The organism is Variovorax paradoxus, assembly GCF_030815855.1.
Lineage (GTDB): Bacteria > Pseudomonadota > Gammaproteobacteria > Burkholderiales > Burkholderiaceae_C > Variovorax > Variovorax paradoxus_M.
The window spans coordinates 3594962-3612175 of the sequence record NZ_JAUSXG010000001.1 but is presented as its reverse complement, the minus strand read 5'-3'; the positions used below and the strand labels follow the sequence as shown (position 1 = coordinate 3612175).

Genomic DNA, 17214 nt, shown 5'->3' with positions numbered 1-17214 from the left:
ATGGCCCCGCTGCTTCCCACGCTTCATGATCCCTCGCCGATCCGGCAATACGACCGGGCCCAGCTCAAGCAGCTGTCCGACGAGGTGCGCGCCTGCGTGCTCGACAACGTTTCGCGCACCGGCGGCCACCTGAGTTCCAACCTTGGAACGGTCGAGCTCACGGTCGCTCTGCACCATGTGTTCAACACGCCGCACGACCGGCTGGTGTGGGACGTGGGCCACCAGACCTATCCGCACAAGATCCTCACCGGCCGGCGCGAGCGCATGCCCACGCTGCGCCAGATCGGCGGCATCTCGGGCTTTCCGCAGCGCAGCGAGAGCGAATACGACACCTTCGGCACCGCGCACTCGTCGACCAGCATCTCGGCCGCGCTCGGCATGGCCATGGCCGCCAAGCAGAAGGGCGAAGACCGCCATGCGGTCGCGATCATCGGCGACGGCGCGCTCACGGCCGGCATGGCCTTCGAGGCGCTCAACAACGCCGGCGTGTGCGACTGCAAGCTGCTGGTGATCCTGAACGACAACGACATGTCGATCAGCCCGCCCGTGGGCGCGCTCAACCGCTACCTCGCGCAGCTGATGAGCGGCAACTTCTACGCCGCCGCCAAGAACGTGGGCAAGAGCGTGCTGCGCGCCGCGCCGCCGCTGTTCGAGCTGGCCAAGCGCTTCGAGCAGCATGCCAAGGGCATGGTGGTCCCGGCCACGTTGTTCGAGCAGTTCGGCTTCAACTATGTGGGCCCCATCGACGGGCACGACATCGATTCGCTGGTGCCCACGCTCGAGAATCTCAAGCACCTCGACGGCCCGCAGTTCCTGCATGTGGTCACGAAGAAGGGGCAGGGCTACAAACTGGCCGAGGCCGACCCGGTGGCCTACCACGGCCCGGGCAAGTTCGATCCGCAGGTGGGGCTGGTCAAGCCCGCCGCGGTGGCCAAGCAGACCTTCACGCAGGTCTTCGGGCAATGGCTGTGCGACATGGCGGCGCACGACGGCCGGCTGGTGGGCATCACGCCCGCGATGCGAGAAGGTTCGGGGCTGGTCGAATTCGAACAGCGCTTTCCTGACCGCTACTACGACGTCGGCATTGCCGAGCAGCATGCCGTCACGTTCGCGGCCGGCTTGGCGTGCGAAGGCCTGAAGCCGGTGGTCGCGATCTATTCGACCTTTCTGCAGCGCGCCTACGACCAGCTGATTCACGACGTCGCAATCCAGAACCTGCCGGTGGTGTTCGCACTCGACCGCGCGGGCTTGGTGGGTGCCGACGGTGCCACGCATGCGGGCGCCTACGACATTCCGTTTCTGCGCTGCATTCCCAACATGAGCATTGCGTGCCCGGCCGACGAGCGCGAATGCCGCCAGCTGCTGTCGAGCGCCTACGAACAGAACCACCCGGTGGCGGTGCGCTATCCCCGCGGCGCGGGTGCCGGCGTCACGCCGCACCTGGCACTCGATGCGCTGCCCTTCGGCAAGGGCGAAGTGCGCCGCGAAGGCAAGCGCATCGCGGTCCTCGTGTTCGGCACCTTGCTGTACCCCGCGCTCGCCGCGGCCGAGTCGCTCGACGCCACGGTGGTCAACATGCGCTGGGCCAAGCCGCTCGACGTCGAGTTGCTGCTGCAGGTGGCAGGCACGCACGATGCCATCGTCACGCTCGAAGAGGGCGCCATCATGGGTGGTGCGGGCGGCGCGGTGCTCGAGGCGTTGCAGGCTGCCAACGTGCAGAAGCCCGTGCTTCAGCTGGGCTTGCCCGACAGGTTCATCGAGCATGGCGATCCGGGCAAGCTGCTCGCGTCCATCGGTCTCGACGCAGCGGGCATCGAGGCCTCGATCACTCGGCGCTTCGGGCCCGTCGCAGGGTAAACCCCGGCGGGTTGCCTGTAAGCAGGTTTTTACAATCGCCACGACTTACGAAAGTCGTCGACGCGGCCACAAGCCGCGTTTCGTTTTTTCCAATGCACTCGGAGTGAATTCAATGGATCGTCGTTCCCTCATCAAAAACGCCGGCATCGCTGGCGTTCTGGCCGCCGGCATTGCGCCCGCAGTTCATGCGCAAGCCGCCGTCCGCTGGCGCCTGGCCTCCAGCTTTCCCAAGCCGCTCGATACGATCTACGGCGGCGCTGAGGTTTTCTCCAATGCGGTCAAGGCCATGTCGGGCGGCAAGTTCGAAATTTCGGTGCATGCGGCTGGCGAACTGATGCCGGCTTTCGGCGTGGTCGACGGCGTGCAGCAAGGTTCGGTCGAGGCCTGCCACACGGTGCCCTACTACTTCTACGGCAAGAACCCCGCCTTCGCGCTCGGTTCGGCCATTCCGTTCGGCATGAACGCACGCCAGATGACCGCGTGGATGATGCACGGCAACGGCCGCAAGCTGATGGACGAGTTCTACGGCACCTACGGCATGCTGAGCTTCAACGGCGGCAACACCGGCACCCAGATGGGCGGTTGGTTCCGCAAGGAAATCAAGACCCCGGCCGACCTCAAGGGCCTGAAGATGCGCCTCGGCGGCGGCCTGGTGGGCGACGTGATGACCAAGCTCGGCGTGGTGCCGCAAAGCATTCCGGGCGGTGAGATCTATCAAGCGCTTGAAAAGGGCACGATCGACGCCGCCGAATGGGTGGGTCCGTACGACGACCAGAAGCTCGGCTTCAACAAGGTTGCGCCGAACTACTACTACCCTGGCTGGTGGGAAGGCGGCCCCGAGGTCGACTTCTTCATCAACAAGAAGGCCTTCGATGCCCTGTCGCCCGAGAACAAGGCCATCATCTCGGCGGCTTCCGCCGTCGCCTCGCAAGACATGCTGGCCAAGTACGATGCGCGCAACCCCACCGCGCTCAAGCAACTGATCGGCGCCAAGACCAAGCTGCTGCCTTTCAGCAAGGAAATTCTCGACGCGTCGTTCAAGGCTTCCCTGCAGGTCTACGAAGAAAACGCTGCCAAGAGCCCGGAGTGGAAGAAGATCTACGCCGACTTCCTCACGTTCCAGCGCGACCAGGTGGCATGGTTCCGCGTGGCCGAAGGCCGCTTCGACAACTACATGCAATCCGTGAAGCTCTGAGCTTCAGGAACACATAAAAAAACCGCGCACTGCGCGGTTTTTTTATGGGCGCTCGATGCCCGATCAGCGCGTTTGTGCGGAGCGGTGGTCAGAGCTTGCGTGCCTGCTTGAGCTCGGCCACCAGCCGCTCGAATTCGGCGATGAGCTCCGGCGTGGCTGCATAGAACACCGCGAACTTGCCGACCAGCGTGCGCACATAGAGCCGCGGCGCAATCAGCCAGTCGAGCCCGCGAACGCGGATCAGCTTGCCGAAGGCGAGGTCGTCGAGCGCCATGTGCTTGTCCCAGATCCAGCGCTGGTGCAGGCCTTGGCGGTCGATGCGGGTGCGGCTGGTCATGATGTGGAACCAGGTCCAGGCCATGAGTGCGATGCCGGCGAGAAACCAGCCGAGGCCGCCGGTCCTGGCGGAGCCCAGGGCACCCACCGACCAGAGCTGTGCCAGCCAGAAGGCGCAACCGCCCACGATCACGGTGGCCAGCAGTTTGAAGGGCAGCGAAAACGCCTGTCCCTCGACCGCATCGCCCCGCGACGGTTCGAAACGAAATGGTGCCGGACCCAAGGCGCCTACTTCTTCTCGGGTTCGGCGGCGGTACCGCCGGGAGCGGCCGGAGCCTCTTCCTTGGGCGGATCGCCGAAGGGATTTTCACCGCCACCGCTGTTGTCCGTGCCGGAATTCGGATTCATGTCGTCGGCCGGTACTTCGATCTGCACCTTGTCGGTGTCGATCGCCTCTTCCTTGGGCAGGAACATCGTCACCGTCTGCGGCACGAAGATCACGATGGCGACCAGGATCAGCTGCATCAGCACCCAGGGAATCGCACCCATGTAGATGTCGTTCGACAACACCGGCTTGGCAATCCGCTTTTCCTTGAACAGCGTGTCCGCGATGCCTCGCAGATAGAACAGCGCAAAGCCGAACGGCGGGTGCATGAAGCTGGTCTGCATGTTCACGCACAGCAGCACGCCGAACCACACCAGGTCGATGCCGAGCTTGGCCGCCACCGGGCCCAGCATCGGCAGGATGATGAAGGCGATCTCGAAGAAGTCGAGGAAGAAGGCCAGGAAGAAGATGAACAGGTTGACGACGATCAGGAAGCCGATCTGTCCACCCGGCAGGCCCGTCAGCAGGTGCTCGACCCACCGCGCGCCGTCCACGCCCTGGAACACCAGCGAGAACACGCGTGCACCGATCAGGATGAACACCACCATGGCGGTGAGCCGCATGGTGCCCACCATGGCTTCCCAGATCAGCGCCAGCGTCAGCCGCTTATGGATGGCCGCGAGGATCAGCGCGCCGACCACGCCCATCGCGCCCGCTTCGGTGGGCGTGGCAATGGCGGTGTCGATGCCCGGCAGGCCGCCCATCGAACCCAGCACCGCGAAGATCAGGATGGCCGACGGAATGATGCCGCGCAGGCACTTGGCCCACAGCTTGGCGCCGCTCAGCGTGCGGGCACTCTTGGGAATACCCGGAATGTGGTGCGGCTTGATCACGCCGAGCATGAAGGTGTAGCCCGCGAAGATCAGCACCTGGAGGATCGACGGGCCCCAGGCGCCGCGGTACATGTCGCCGACCGATCGGCCCAGCTGGTCGGCCATGACGATCAGCACCAGCGAAGGCGGCACCAATTGCGTGATGGTGCCCGACGCCGCCAGCACGCCGGTGGCATAGCGCATGTTGTAGCCGTAGCGGATCATCACCGGCAGCGAGATCAGCGCCATGGCAATCACCTGGCCCGCCACCGTACCGGTGATGGCGCCGAGAATGAAGCCCACGATGATCACCGAGTAGCCCAGGCCGCCCTTGACGGTGCCGAACAGCTGGCCCATCGAGTCGAGCATGTCTTCGGCGAGCCCGCACTTTTCGAGAATGGCGCCCATGAAGGTGAAGAACGGGATCGCCAGCAACAGGTCGTTCGACAGAATGCCGAAGATGTTGATCGGCAGGTTCTCCATGAACACCGCCGGGAACCAGCCCATCTGGATCGCGAAGAAACCGGAGGCCATGCCCAGCGCCGCCAGCGAGAACGCCACCGGGAAGCCGATCAGCATGATCAGCACCAGCCCGCCGAACATGATCGGCGCAAAGTTTTCCATCTGCATATCTGTGCTGTCCTGTAGTTCTATTTGTTCGCTGCGCTACCGGTCATTCGCCAGGCAACCGAAGCGATGCCCGTTCTTCGGGGGTGGTGCCAGTTCACTGCACCGGCTTTTCGTAGTGCGTGTCCATCTGGATCAGGCCCTTCAGGTAGGCGATGCGCTTGATCACCTCCGACACGCCCTGCAGGAACATCAAGGCAAAGCCCAGCGGCAGCAGCATCATGGCGGGCCAGCGGATCAGTCCGCCCGAATTGTTCGACATTTCGCCCGACAGCAGCATGCTGTAGAAGAGCGGCCAGCTGAGCCAGGCGATGATGCCCATCACCGGCAGCAGGAAACAGAGCAGGCCGAAAAGGTCCACGTAGACCGGCCCATGGCCCTTAAGCTTGCCGTAGATGATGTCCACGCGCACGTGCTCGTTGAGCTTGAGCACCACCGGCGCGCCGAGCATGACCGTGGCGGCGAACAGGTACCACTGGATTTCGAGCCAGGCATTGGAGCTGGTATTGAGGCCGAAGCGAACGAAGGCGTTGCCAGCGGAAATCAGCGCCGCGGAGAGCACCGTGAACGCGGCGACCTTGCCGAGCTGGCTGCTGATCCAGTCCATCCAGAACGAAAACTTGAGAAGTGCGGACAAGGGGGAGTCTCCCGACCAGATGACGAAAATGTGCGGCCCTGAGGGCACTCCGCACAAAGCCTGCGATGTTAACGCCCGCCATGCCGGGCGGCCGTCGATGCCTATCGGGGGGTTTCCCTGAGCACCATAATGAGGCAATGGCTGCGCCGCTCTCCCTGCCGCATTCGATCGATTCACCCGACATGCAGCGCGCGGGCCGCGAACTGCTGTCGCTGGCCCTTATCGACGCGCGCAACCACACGCTGCACCTGCTGTCGCTTTACGAAGAGGCGCTGGGTTCCTCGGCGCTCTCGGTGGCGCGCACCGAAGACGAAGGCGTGGTGCCGCCGGTCTGGCTGGCCGGGCACATCGGCTGGTTTGCCGAATGGTGGATCGGACGCAACACCCAGCGTGCCTTCGGCGCCGATTGCCCGGTGCGGCCGACCCGGCTCGCGGCCATCGACCCCCACGCCGACAACTGGTGGAACCCGGCACAGGCCACGCGGGAGCAACTCTGGTCGCCCGGCCTGCCGGACCTCGGGCAGACCAAGGCCTACCTGCTCGAAACGCTGGAAAGTACCCTCGAGCTGCTCGAGCATGCGGCCGAGACCGACCCGGGCCTGTACTTCTACCGCCTCGCGCTCTTGCATGAAGACCTGCGCGGCGAGCAGTTCATCGTGATGGCGCAGACGCTGGGACTGGCCCTGGGCATCGAGCAGATGCCTATGGCCGTCACGCGCGAGCCCCTGCTGCTGCCCGCTACACAGTGGGAGCTTGGCCAACCGGAGGGTTGCGGGTTTGCATTCGCGCAGGACCAGGGGCTGCAACGGGTCGACGTGCCCGAATTCGAAATCGATGCCCAGCCCGTGACCTGGAACCAGTACATCGAGTTTGTCGACGAAGGCGGCTACGACCGCGAGGAGCTCTGGCATCCGCAAGGCTGGCGCTGGCTGGATGCGCAGATCGACGGACGCCGCGGGCCGCGCCATGTCGAGCAGATCGGTGCTGCGCGCCACGGCACCGGCGGCTCGGTGCTGCAGCAACGTTTCGGTGCGACCGTGCGCGCGGCCGGGCACCACAGCGCGGTGCACCTGAGCTGGTGGGAGGCCGACGCCTGGGCGCGCTGGGCCGGACGGCGCATCGCGACCGAAGTCGAATGGGAGATTGCAGCGCACACGGCGGCAAGGCGAGGCTTTCGCTGGGCCGACGTGCATGAATGGACCGCGGGCACGCTGCAGCCATGGCCCGGTTTCCGGGCCGATCCTTGGAGCGGGGGCAGCGAGTTCGACCCGACGCCGGCATTCGGCCGGGCGCGCGTGCTGCGGGGCGCCTCGTTCGCGACCCGCGCGCGGCTGCGCTCGCCACGCCGCAGGGGCTTTGCGCTGCCCGGCCGCGATGACGGCTTTTTTGGCTTCAGAACCTGCAGTCTGTGACTCGCCCGCTCCAAGTTTTGCGCTAATCGCCGATGCCGGTGCTGCCCATGTCCGACGACAGCGGCGGCGCAATTTCCTCCAGCGGCTTGCACTCCGCATCGGCTGCATAGCGCAGGGCCAGCAGGCCCGCGACGATGACCAGCGTGGCGCCGATGGCGTAGCCCACCATCACGGCGCCCCGGCTGCCGGTCTCGATGAGCATGCCGAAGAGCACCGGCGCCACGAAGCCGCCCGCGCCCATGCCGATGGCGTAGAAGATCGCGATCGCCATGGCCCGCATCTCCAGCGGGAAGACTTCGCTGACCGTGAGGTAAGCCGAGCTTGCCGCGGCCGAGGCCAGGAAGAACACCGCCGACCAGCACAGCGCCTGGCTGCGCGCATCGAGCCAGCCCATCATGAAGGCCCAGCCGGTGAGCGCAAGGCCGATACCGGCGAGCACGTAGGTCAGCGCGATCATCTTGCGCCGGCCCACGCTGTCGAACAGCGGGCCCAGCAGCAGTGGACCAAGTACGTTGCCGAGTGCGAACGGAAAGATATAGAGCGCCACGTTGTCTTCGGCCACGCCGTAGAAACGCGTGAGCACCAGCGCGTACGTGAAGAAGATCGCGTTGTAGAAAAAGGCCTGCGAGACCATCAGCGCCACGGCGACCACGCTGCGCTCGCGGTAGCGGCGCAGCAGCACGTGGGCCACCTCGCGCATCGACGGGCTGCGGTGGCGCCCGCCGGCGTAGGCCACGCGGCCTTCCGCCACCGCCAGCGGCCCGTGCTGTGCGCGCACCTCGGCTTCAATGGTCTCGACGATGCGCAGTGCCTCGTCGGCGCGGCCGTGCGCCATCAGCCAGCGCGGGCTTTCAGGCACGTCGCGCCGCACCAGCAGAATGGCCACTGCCAGCACCGCGCCCAGCGCGAAGCCTGCGCGCCAGCCCCACACCGGGCCGATCACACGCGCATCGAGCAGCACCAGGCTGAGCCCGGCGCCCAGCGCCGCGCCGATCCAGAAGCTGCCGTTGATGGCCAGGTTGACGCGGCCGCGCACACGCGCCGGAATGAGCTCGTCGATGGCCGAGTTGATGGCCGCGTATTCGCCGCCGATGCCCAGGCCCGTGATGAAGCGGCAGACTGCAAAGAAGGCAAAGTTGGGCGAGAACGCGGTGGCCAGCGTGCCCAGCGTGTAGACCACCAGCGTGACCAGAAACAGTTTCTTGCGCCCGAGCCGGTCGGTCAGGCGGCCGAAGAGCAGAGCGCCGATCACTGCGCCCGCGATATAGATGGAGCCCGACCAGCCGATTTCGCCGGCGCTGAGCCCCAGCGTGTCGGGCCGCTCGAGCACGGCCCCGATGGAGCCGACCAGCGTCACCTCGAGGCCGTCGAGTACCCACGCCACGCCGAGCGCGATTACCACGCGCCAATGCCAGCGCGACCAGGGGAGGCGGTCGAGCCGGGCGGGAATATCGCTATGCACCGCAGCCGTCATGGGCGCAACCTTAACCCAAGCGCCCGGCAGCGCTTCAATGCGCGGGATTCTTCTCGCGCTGGAAGGTCCACCAGGGCAGCAGTGCGCGCAGCGACTGCACCTCGCCGCTGCCTGCGGTTTCGTAGCCGGGCAGCGTGCCCAGCAAATGCTGCCAGCTGGTACTGCGCAGCACCGCCACCAGCGCCTGCATGGCGGGCTGTTCGAGCGCCGACTTGAGGCAGGCCAGGTGATAGCGTTCGTGCACCAGCGGCACGAAGCCGAGGCCTTCGGCGTGGGCAGCGGACTCGAGCCCGAGTCCGGCATCGGCTTGGCCGGACGCCACCGCGTGCGCCACCGCGGCATGCGAGGTTTCGCAGCGTTCGTAGCCCGCGAGCGCGGCGGCATCGAGCCCGGCCTGCGCGAGCAGTTCGTCCAGCAGCACGCGCGTGCCGGTGCCGATGGCCCGGTTGACGTAGCGCGCGCGCAGCCGAACCACGTCGGCCAGCGAGCGCAGGCGCAGCGGATTGCCCGGCGACACGAGCAGGCCCTGCGCGCGCCGGGCGAAGCCGATGAGCTTGTGCTGCCCCGGCTTGAGCAGCGGCTGGTACGTGCGTTGGGCCAGCGAACCGCGCGGCGGATGCTCCAGCGTATGAAAGCCCGCCATCACGCAGCGGCCTTGGTTGAGCGCGCGTATGGCGTCGACGCTGCCCGTGAAGTGAATGTCGAGGTGCAGCTGCGCCGTGCCCGCCGCGTGGGTGCGCAGCAGCGCGAGCGCGTCATCGTGGCTCGCCTGCAGGCTCAGCACATGCGTGCGGTCATCAAAGGCGAGGGCGAAGGCACGCTCGAGTTCGGCGTGCAGCGCCTCGATCTGCGGCGCGAGCCTGGCCTGGGCCTGGCGCTCGGCCCACAGCAGCTTGTCACCGAAATCGGAGAGCTGCGCGCGCTGGCCCTGCTCGCCCTGCACCAGGGGATGGCCGAGCGTCTGTTCCCAGTGCTTGAGTTCTCCCCACACATGGCGGTAGGACAGGCCGAGCGCGCGCGCGGCGGCCGAGATCGAGCCGTGCTCGCGCACCGCCTGCAGCATCTGCATCAGCGGATTGCGGATCTGCCGCGGACCGCTGCGGCGGGGTCGGATCGCGTAGGAAAGGTCGATCTGTTGCACGAAGGCGGGCGGTGGATGGAGGGGGCCGGCTCATTATGCAGAGCCGCCCGCCTTCCGCCTCATGCCTGCGCGCAGCGCCGCCTCACGCCGTTTCGGCCAATGCGTCGCCCAATGCGTTGACGAGGCGATCGATCTCGGCTTTCTCCGAGACGAAAGGCGGCGCGAGCTGGATCGTGTCGCCGCCGTAGCGCACGTAGAAGCCCTTCTTCCAGCAGTTCATCGCGATCTCATAGGGACGGCGTGCCGGCTCGCCCGGCAATGCGGCGATCGTGAGGCCTGCGGCCAGGCCGTAGTTGCGGATATCGGTCACGTGCTTGCTGCCCTTCAGGCTGTGCACCGCATTCTCGAAGTGCGGCGCCAGCGCTTGCACGCGGCCGATCATGTCGTCCTTCTGCAGCACGTCGAGCGCGGCGATGCCTGCGGCGCAGGCCACCGGGTGCGCGCCGTAGGTGTAGCCGTGCGGAAACTCGAGCATGTAGTCCGGACCGCCGGCCGCCATGAAGGTGTCGTAGACCTCCTTGCTGGCGACCACTGCGCCCATCGGCTGCGCGCCGTTGGTCACCTGCTTGGCGATGTTCATGATGTCGGGCGTCACGCCGAAGGCTTCCGCGCCGGTGAGCGCGCCGCAACGGCCGAAACCGGTAATGACCTCGTCGAAGATCAACAGGATGTTGTTCGCGGTGCAGATGTCGCGCAGGCGCTTCAGGTAGCCCTTGGGCGGAATCACCACGCCGGCCGAGCCCGCGAAAGGCTCCACGATCACGGCCGCGATGTTCGATGCGTCGTGCAGCGTGATCAGGTCGAGCAGGCGGTCGGCCAACTCCGCGCCGTTCTCGGCCATGCCGCGCGTGAAGGCGTTCGATGCGAGTTGCGTGTGCGGCAGGTGGTCGGCTTCGACGCCCTGGCCGAAGAGCTTGCGGTTGGCCGCGATGCCGCCCACCGAAATGCCGCCGAAGTTGACGCCGTGGTAGCCCTTCTCGCGGCCGATCAGGCGCGTCTTGCTCGCCAGGCCCTTGGTGCGCCAGTAGGCACGCGCCATCTTGAGCGAGGTGTCGGCGGCTTCGGAGCCCGAGCCGGTGAAGAACACGTAGTCCAGGCCCGCGGGCGTGAGTTCCTTGATCTTGTTGGCCAGCTCGAACGAGAGCGGGTGGCCGAACTGGAAGGCCGGCGAGTAGTCGAGCTTGGCGATCTGGCGGCTCACCGCCTCGGTGATTTCAGGGCGGCCATGGCCGAGGCCCGAGCACCACAGACCCGAGAGGCCGTCGAAGATCTTGCGGCCGTCGCCATCGGTGAAGTAGGCGCCCTTGGCCTCCACGATCATGCGCGGATCGGCCTTGAAGTTGCGGTTGCCGGTGTAGGGCATCCAGTGCGCGTCGAGCCAGGCGGCGTCGGTGCGCAGGGCGGGCGTCGGTTCGATGGCGGGTGTTGCAAGGGTCATGGCGCTTCCCGCGCAGGGCGGGCTCCAAAGGGTGATGAGGTGTGCCGATTGTTGGCAGAGCCTTCAGTGTGGAGAATGGCGCAATATCAATGTTCACTTGACACTTTATGCAAGTAAAAGAGAAAGCCCGAAACGGTGCCCGGAATCGCGCCGTCCTGGGGCAACTCAGCGACATGGACCTGCGCCTGCTCAAGGTGTTCAAGAGCGTGGTCGACTGCGGTGGCATGGCCGCGGCGGAGCTGGAGCTGAACATCGGCACCTCCACCGTGAGCCGGCACGTGAAAGACCTGGAAACGCGGCTCGGCCTGGTGCTCTGCCGGCGCGGCCGCGCGGGCTTCGCGCTCACGGCCGAGGGCCAGCGCGTGTACGACGAGACACTGCGGCTGCTGGCGTCGGTCGATGCCTTTCGCGGCGGCATCGACGACATCCACAACCGCATGGGCGGCCAGCTGGAGGTGGCGCTGTTCGACAAGACGGCCACCAACCCGAAGGCGCGCATCGGCGAAGCCATCGCGCGCTTCACCGAGATCGCGCCCGAGGTGAACCTGGCGGTGCATGTGGGGTCGATCAACGCGATAGAGCAGGGCGTGCTCGAGGGCAACTTCCAGATCGGCATCATCCCGGCGCACCGCACCTCGAAAAGCCTGGTGTACGCCGACCTGTTCGACGAGACGATGCTGCTGTATTGCGGCAAGGGACATCCGCTTTTCGGCAGCAACAACGCAAAGCTCACATGGGCCAAGCTGCGCGAGCATCACTTCGCGGGACTGGGCTACCACTCGCCAAATATGGAGTTGAGCCACCGAGCGAAGCTCTCTCGCAAGGCGACGGGCTTCGACCAGGAGGCGATTGCGACGTTGATTCTTTCGGGACGGTTCCTGGGTTTTCTGCCGGACCACTACGCCCAGACCTTCGAGGAGCGCGGGCTCATGAAGGCGGTGCTGCCGGCGCGGTTCAACTATGCGTGCCGGTTCGTGAGCTTGCTGCGGCGCTCGCCCAAGCCTTCACGGGCGGTGTTGGCGTTTCAGGAGTGTCTGGAGAAGGCGCACAAGTAAAGCCCGTGCGCGGCCTCTGTCTTGCTCCCTCTCCCCAAGGGGAGAGGGAGCAAGAAAAACCGCCTGCTTTCAACTGGCCTGTCAACGCTGTCCGCTGGGCAGCAGCAGATGCTTGGCGCCGATGTGCGCCTCCATCTCATGCATGTGCGCCTCGGCATCGACCATGTGCTCGGTCATCAGCCGACGCACCTCGTTCGCATCCTCTCGGCGGTAGGCTGACAACAGCTGCGTGTGATAGTCGACGTTGGCCTCGCCGAAGTGGTGATGGTCCAGCGCCTTCTTGTAGACCACGAGGTCGCGCAGCAGGTCGTTGAGGAAGCGGCACATGAACGAGAGCACCGGATTGGGGCAGGCCTCGGCCAACATGGTGTGAAACGCGAGTTCGGCCTCGCGTTGCGTGCGCAGCTCGTCCTCGTTGGTGGGCTCGATGGTGCACAGGCGCACGTTCGCTTCGAGCCGCTCGAACTGCTCGGGCGTCAGCTTGCCGACCACGCTCACGGCCAGTTCGGGTTCCAGCACCTTGCGCAGCTGGTAAATGTGGTGCCCGTCCAGGTGATGGAAGTGCAGGAAGTTGCGCAGCGGCTCCGACGCATGGTCCACCGACACCTGCTGCAGATACGCGCCGCCGCCGGGGCCGGTGCGGATCGAGATCAACCCGCGCACCTCCAGCGCCTTCAACGCTTCCCGCACCGTGCTCTTCGAATAGCCGAAGAGCTCGATCAGCTCCTTCTCGTTCGGCAGCCGGTCGCCGGGCTGCTTGCGCTCGGCCACGATCCAGCGCTTGACGTCCTCGACGATGACGTCCGAGAGCTTTTGCCGCTTGGGGCGGTTCTGCCCAAAGGTCATGGCGTCCTGCGTCGATTTCATGCGTAGCGAGTCATTTTCAAGAGTAGTGCGGCATCTGGAGCAGGTATCGGGCCCGGCCGGGATTTTGGCACGGCCATTGCTAGCGGGTTTTTACCAGCATATTAATCCTATTTATCCGCTTAAATTCGCTGCCGACTTCAGGCTGCATCTTTCGCTTACCTCCCAACCACGTCCGGAGAATTCCATGCAACGCAGACACCTTCTTCAGTTCGCCGCCTTGTCGGCCACTGCTCCCGCCTCGCTCCTGACTGCCCGCGCCGCCTTCGCGCAATCGGCCGACGCGATCCGTTTCGGCTGCCCGGTGCCGATGTCGGGCGCCTTCGCGGCCAACGGCAAGTTCGCCGACCTCGGCATGAAGCTGGCCATCGATCAGTACGGCAGCGTGCTCAAGCGCCCGCTCGCCTACACGGTGCTCGACACCGAAGGCAAGCCGGCCACCGCCGTGCGCAAGGTGCAGGAAGCCTCGCAGCAGCAGGGCGCCAAGTTCTTCGCGGGCGGCATCCTGTCGTCGGAAGCGCTGGCCATGGGCAAGGAAGCCGAGAAGGCCGGCGGCATCTTCATCACCACCGCGGGTGCCGACGAGATCACCGGCAAGGACTGCAACCCCGCCACCTTCCGCTGGTCGGTGCCCACTTTCGGTGCCGTCGAGCAGACGGTGCGCCCGCTGATCGCCTCGATGCCGAAGGCCAAGCGCTGGTACACGATCACGCCGCAATATGTGTTCGGCGAAGGCTTGCTCGGTGCGGCCAAGAACATCTTCCAGGAGAAGGGCATCGAGCACGTGGGCAACAGCTACCACTCGCTCAACGAAAAGGAGTTCAGCGGCTATCTCACCAACGCGATGGCCGCCAAGCCCGACGTGCTGCTGCTCTTGAACTTCGGCGCGCAGTCGTCGGCGGCGCTGCGCCAGGCGGTGAGCTTCGGCATGCACAAGAACATGACGATCCTCATTGCCTGGGCGTCGGGCCTTGAGCAGTTCGACGAACTCGGCGCCGATCTGTGCGACGGCGTCTACTTCGGTGCGCAGTACTGGCACACGGCCGACACGGCGCTCAACAAGGACCTGGTGAAGCTCACGTCCGACAAACTCAAGATCGCGCCCAACTACAGCCTCGCGGGCTCGTACGTCTGCACCAAGATCCTCATCGACGGCATTGTGAAAGCCGGCACCGTGGACCAGAAAGCCGTCATCGCGGCGCTCGAAGGGATGAAGTACGAAGGGCTCACGGGCGCGGAAGAAATCCGCAAGGCCGACCACCAGGTCATCAAGGACTACTACCTGCTCAAGGGCAAGGCCAAGTCGAAGATGAAGAACGCGGCCGACTATGTGGACGTGGTGAGCTCGGGCAAGTCCTTCCTGCCCGTCGACAAGACCGGCTGCAAGCTGGCCTGAGGCCGCAAAAGGACACCGACGCGCCCATGACCGTCTACCTGCTCCAGACCATCAACGGAATCGGCATCGGCATGCTGTATTTCCTGCTGGCCGTTGGCTTGTCCATCGTGTTCGGCCTGCTGCGCTTCGTGAATTTCGCGCACGGGGCTTTCTATCTGTTGGGCGCGTACCTGTGCTTCCAGGCCATGCAGTGGGGGCTCGACTTCTGGGCCGCGCTGGTGCTGGTGCCGCTGTTCGTGGGCGGGCTGGGCTGGCTCGCCGAGAAGCTGCTGCTGCGCCGCGTCTATGCCAAGGCGCACGAGTTCCACATCCTCGTGACCGTGGGCCTCGCGCTCGCGGTGCAGGAGGTCGTCATCGTGTTCTGGGGACCGCTGGGCAACAGCGTGCCGACGCCCGACCTGCTGCAGGGCGTGGTGATGTGGGGCAGCTTCATCTATCCCAAGTACCGGCTGTTCGTGATCGGCTTCACCGCCGTGCTCGCGGTGCTGCTGTGGTGGGTGCTCGAAGGCACGCGGCTCGGCAGCGCGGTGCGCGCGGGCAGCGAATCGACCGAGATGGTGTCGCTGCTTGGCATCAATGTGTTCCGCGTGTTCAGCCTGGTGTTCGCGCTCGGCGCGGCCACTGCGGCGCTGGCCGGTGTGCTGGCCGCTCCGATCCGCGGCGCAGAACCGTTCATGGGCGTGGAAGCGCTCGGCGTGGCCTTCGTGGTGGTGGTGATCGGCGGGCTCGGCAGCTTCGGCGGCGCACTGGTCGGCGGCTTGCTGATCGGCATCGTGCAAAGCCTCATGAGCACCATCTGGCCACCGGGTGCGAGCCTGATGATCTACATCGCGATGGCGGCAGTGCTGCTCTTGCGTCCGCATGGCCTGCTCGGCCGCAGAGGATGACCCACGCCATGCCAAGAAAAATCACTTTCCTCCTGGCGCTGATCGTCACGCTGGCGCTGCCGCTGTGCATGCGCTCGGGCTCGCTCGCGAGCGAGGTGCTGATCTACGCGCTCGCCGCGCTGGGTTGCAACCTGCTGCTGGGCTACACGGGGCTGCTGTCGTTCGGGCAGGGCATCTTCTTCGGGCTGGGCAGCTACACCATTGCGATCCTGCTGACGCGGCTCCAGCTGCCGATGCCGCTCGCGCTGCTGGCGGCCATCGCCATGGGCGCGTTGGGCGCGGCGGTGGTCGGCTGGGTCGCCATTCGCCAGCGCGGCACCTACTTCGTGATGCTCACGCTGGCCTTCGCGCAGATGTTCTATTTCGTGGCGTACACCGCGTCGGGTCTGACCGGGGGCGACAACGGGCTGCTCGATGTGCCGCGTCCCGCCTTCATGGACACGCCCTGGAAGTACTACGCCTTCGTGGCCCTGATGTTCCTCATCGCCTTCGGCCTGCTGCTGCGCGTGACCGACTCGGTGTTCGGCCGTACGCTGCTGGCCATTCGCGACAACGAGGACCGCGCAGCGGCCGTGGGCTACGACCTCAAGCGCTTCAAGCTGCTGGCCTTCGTGATCTCCGGCGCCGTGACCGGCCTTGCGGGCGGCCTGCACGCGATGATGACCGGCATTGCGCCGCTGTCGAACGCCGAGTACCACACGAGCGAGATGATCCTGGTCATCACGGTGATCGGCGGCACCGGCAACCTGTTTGCTTCGGTGCTGGGCTCGGCCTTCTATGTGCTGTTGGCCGACTGGCTCTCGACGCTGTGGCCGCGATGGTTGTTGTTGCTGGGGCTTTTGCTGATCGGCGTGAGCATCGGCATGCAGCGTGGCCTCTGGGGGCTGGGCGAAGCCGCATGGCGGCGCGTGTTCCGCAAGGAGCCGGCAGCCAAGAACGCACCGCAAGCAACCACAGCCCAGGGAGAAAAGGCATGAGCGAACCCGTACTCATCGAAGCCATCGGCGTCACCAAGCACTACGGCAAGTTCGCCGCGCTCGGCGGCGTCGACCTGAAGATCAAGCGCAACACCGTGCACTCGGTGATCGGCCCGAACGGCGCGGGCAAGACCACGCTGTTCCACATGTTCACGGGCACCGGCACCACCACGGGCGGTCGCATCGTGTTCGACGGCCATGACGTGACGCGCGAGCCCGACCACAAGCGCGTGCAGCGCGGGATGGCGCGCTCGTTCCAGGTCACGAGCCTGTTCCCCAGCCTGTCGGTGCGCGAGAACCTGCGCGTGGCGGCGCAGGGCATCGCGCCGCGCCAGGCGATGAATTGCTGGCGCGCGCCGGTGGGCGAACGTGCCTGCGCCGAGACGGTGGCGGAGGTGCTGGAACGTGTGGGCCTCACGCGGCTGGCCGACATACCCGCGAGCGAGCTGTCGCACGGCCAGCAACGCCGCCTCGAAGTGGGCATGGCGCTCGCCGCGAAACCCAAGGCCATCTTCCTGGACGAGCCGACCTCGGGCATGGGCATCGACGACCTCGACGACATGAAGCGGCTCATCCGTGGCCTGCGCGACGCGCACACCGTGGTGCTCATCGAGCACAACATGAATATCGTGATGGACATTTCCGACACCGTGACCGTGATGCAACTGGGCCGCGTGCTGGCCGAAGGCTTGCCCGGCGACATCCGGGCCGATGCGCGTGTGCGCACGGCTTACCTGGGCAACATGATCACCGGAGGCAAGGCATGAGGAGCACCGTTTCT

At 65.8% G+C, this 17214-nt stretch carries 15 protein-coding genes; 8 read left to right on the top strand and 7 right to left on the bottom strand.

What is annotated here, in order from left to right:
- Together dxs and QFZ42_RS17260 are read left to right on the top strand one after the other, a co-directional pair.
- Positions 1 to 1857, top strand: coding sequence for a 1-deoxy-D-xylulose-5-phosphate synthase (gene dxs / locus QFZ42_RS17265; protein WP_307702131.1), 1857 nt, complete (start codon positions 1 to 3; stop codon positions 1855 to 1857).
- A 112-nt stretch (positions 1858 to 1969) separates the two neighbouring features.
- Positions 1970 to 3052 carry a TRAP transporter substrate-binding protein gene (locus QFZ42_RS17260; RefSeq protein ID WP_307702130.1) on the top strand — a complete coding sequence of 361 codons (1083 nt, stop codon included), beginning with the start codon at positions 1970 to 1972 and terminating at the stop codon, positions 3050 to 3052.
- An 88-nt stretch (positions 3053 to 3140) separates the two neighbouring features.
- On the opposite strand, the gene QFZ42_RS17255 is transcribed toward QFZ42_RS17260, so the two are convergent.
- The 3 genes from QFZ42_RS17255 to QFZ42_RS17245 form a co-directional block, all read right to left on the bottom strand.
- The gene (locus QFZ42_RS17255; RefSeq protein ID WP_307702129.1) at positions 3141 to 3611 is read right to left on the bottom strand and encodes a hypothetical protein; all 471 of its coding nucleotides are present in this window, start codon (positions 3609 to 3611) and stop codon (positions 3141 to 3143) included.
- A gap of 5 nt (positions 3612 to 3616) precedes the next feature.
- Positions 3617 to 5155: a TRAP transporter large permease gene (locus tag QFZ42_RS17250; protein ID WP_307702128.1), complete on the bottom strand. Its 1539-nt coding sequence runs from the start codon at positions 5153 to 5155 to the stop codon at positions 3617 to 3619.
- A gap of 94 nt (positions 5156 to 5249) precedes the next feature.
- Positions 5250 to 5789 (bottom strand): TRAP transporter small permease subunit, encoded by a 540-nt coding sequence (locus QFZ42_RS17245; RefSeq protein WP_307702127.1) that lies wholly within the window; start codon positions 5787 to 5789, stop codon positions 5250 to 5252.
- A 137-nt stretch (positions 5790 to 5926) separates the two neighbouring features.
- Between QFZ42_RS17245 and QFZ42_RS17240 the strand changes: the two genes are divergently transcribed.
- A complete protein-coding gene (locus QFZ42_RS17240) occupies positions 5927 to 7201 on the top strand; it encodes an SUMF1/EgtB/PvdO family nonheme iron enzyme (protein WP_307702126.1) in 1275 nt (424 codons plus the stop codon).
- Between the two features lie 22 nt (positions 7202 to 7223).
- Here the strand turns inward: QFZ42_RS17240 and QFZ42_RS17235 are convergent, their stop codons facing one another.
- From QFZ42_RS17235 to QFZ42_RS17225, 3 genes are all read right to left on the bottom strand, one after another.
- On the bottom strand, positions 7224 to 8675 hold the full coding sequence (locus QFZ42_RS17235; RefSeq protein WP_307702125.1) for an MFS transporter: 1452 nt from the start codon (positions 8673 to 8675) through the stop codon (positions 7224 to 7226).
- Positions 8676 to 8709: 34 nt separating this feature from the next.
- Positions 8710 to 9816, bottom strand: a complete 1107-nt coding sequence (locus QFZ42_RS17230) for a substrate-binding domain-containing protein (RefSeq protein WP_307702124.1) — start codon at positions 9814 to 9816, stop codon at positions 8710 to 8712.
- Positions 9817 to 9898: 82 nt separating this feature from the next.
- Positions 9899 to 11254 (bottom strand): aspartate aminotransferase family protein, encoded by a 1356-nt coding sequence (locus tag QFZ42_RS17225; RefSeq protein WP_307702123.1) that lies wholly within the window; start codon positions 11252 to 11254, stop codon positions 9899 to 9901.
- A gap of 107 nt (positions 11255 to 11361) precedes the next feature.
- Between QFZ42_RS17225 and QFZ42_RS17220 the strand changes: the two genes are divergently transcribed.
- Complete coding sequence (locus QFZ42_RS17220; protein ID WP_307702122.1) at positions 11362 to 12309, top strand: LysR family transcriptional regulator; 948 nt, start codon at positions 11362 to 11364, stop codon at positions 12307 to 12309.
- Positions 12310 to 12390: 81 nt separating this feature from the next.
- On the opposite strand, the gene QFZ42_RS17215 is transcribed toward QFZ42_RS17220, so the two are convergent.
- Complete coding sequence (locus tag QFZ42_RS17215; RefSeq protein WP_307702121.1) at positions 12391 to 13176, bottom strand: FadR/GntR family transcriptional regulator; 786 nt, start codon at positions 13174 to 13176, stop codon at positions 12391 to 12393.
- 184 nt (positions 13177 to 13360) lie between these two features.
- On the opposite strand from QFZ42_RS17215, the gene QFZ42_RS17210 reads away from it, so the two are divergent.
- From QFZ42_RS17210 to QFZ42_RS17195, 4 genes are read left to right on the top strand one after another with little or no spacing between them, the layout of a single operon-like run.
- Positions 13361 to 14569: an ABC transporter substrate-binding protein gene (locus QFZ42_RS17210; RefSeq protein WP_307702120.1), complete on the top strand. Its 1209-nt coding sequence runs from the start codon at positions 13361 to 13363 to the stop codon at positions 14567 to 14569.
- A 26-nt stretch (positions 14570 to 14595) separates the two neighbouring features.
- Positions 14596 to 15456: a branched-chain amino acid ABC transporter permease gene (locus tag QFZ42_RS17205; protein WP_307702119.1), complete on the top strand. Its 861-nt coding sequence runs from the start codon at positions 14596 to 14598 to the stop codon at positions 15454 to 15456.
- 8 nt (positions 15457 to 15464) lie between these two features.
- The gene (locus QFZ42_RS17200) at positions 15465 to 16433 is read left to right on the top strand and encodes a branched-chain amino acid ABC transporter permease (protein ID WP_307702118.1); all 969 of its coding nucleotides are present in this window, start codon (positions 15465 to 15467) and stop codon (positions 16431 to 16433) included.
- Positions 16430 to 17200, top strand: coding sequence for an ABC transporter ATP-binding protein (locus QFZ42_RS17195; RefSeq protein ID WP_307702117.1), 771 nt, complete (start codon positions 16430 to 16432; stop codon positions 17198 to 17200). The genes QFZ42_RS17200 and QFZ42_RS17195 overlap by 4 nt, the downstream gene beginning before the upstream one ends.
- The last annotated feature ends 14 nt before the right edge of the window (positions 17201 to 17214 follow it).

Coding starts and splice junctions, on each gene's coding strand:
- dxs (WP_307702131.1), top strand. CDS start 1: ATGGCCCCGCTGCTTCCCACGCTTCATGATCCCTCGCCGATCCGGCAA.
- QFZ42_RS17260 (WP_307702130.1), top strand. CDS start 1,970: ATGGATCGTCGTTCCCTCATCAAAAACGCCGGCATCGCTGGCGTTCTG.
- QFZ42_RS17250 (WP_307702128.1), bottom strand. CDS start 5,155: ATGCAGATGGAAAACTTTGCGCCGATCATGTTCGGCGGGCTGGTGCTG.
- QFZ42_RS17240 (WP_307702126.1), top strand. CDS start 5,927: ATGGCTGCGCCGCTCTCCCTGCCGCATTCGATCGATTCACCCGACATG.
- QFZ42_RS17235 (WP_307702125.1), bottom strand. CDS start 8,675: ATGACGGCTGCGGTGCATAGCGATATTCCCGCCCGGCTCGACCGCCTC.
- QFZ42_RS17225 (WP_307702123.1), bottom strand. CDS start 11,254: ATGACCCTTGCAACACCCGCCATCGAACCGACGCCCGCCCTGCGCACC.
- QFZ42_RS17220 (WP_307702122.1), top strand. CDS start 11,362: ATGCAAGTAAAAGAGAAAGCCCGAAACGGTGCCCGGAATCGCGCCGTC.
- QFZ42_RS17215 (WP_307702121.1), bottom strand. CDS start 13,176: ATGAAATCGACGCAGGACGCCATGACCTTTGGGCAGAACCGCCCCAAG.
- QFZ42_RS17210 (WP_307702120.1), top strand. CDS start 13,361: ATGCAACGCAGACACCTTCTTCAGTTCGCCGCCTTGTCGGCCACTGCT.
- QFZ42_RS17205 (WP_307702119.1), top strand. CDS start 14,596: ATGACCGTCTACCTGCTCCAGACCATCAACGGAATCGGCATCGGCATG.
- QFZ42_RS17200 (WP_307702118.1), top strand. CDS start 15,465: ATGCCAAGAAAAATCACTTTCCTCCTGGCGCTGATCGTCACGCTGGCG.
- QFZ42_RS17195 (WP_307702117.1), top strand. CDS start 16,430: ATGAGCGAACCCGTACTCATCGAAGCCATCGGCGTCACCAAGCACTAC.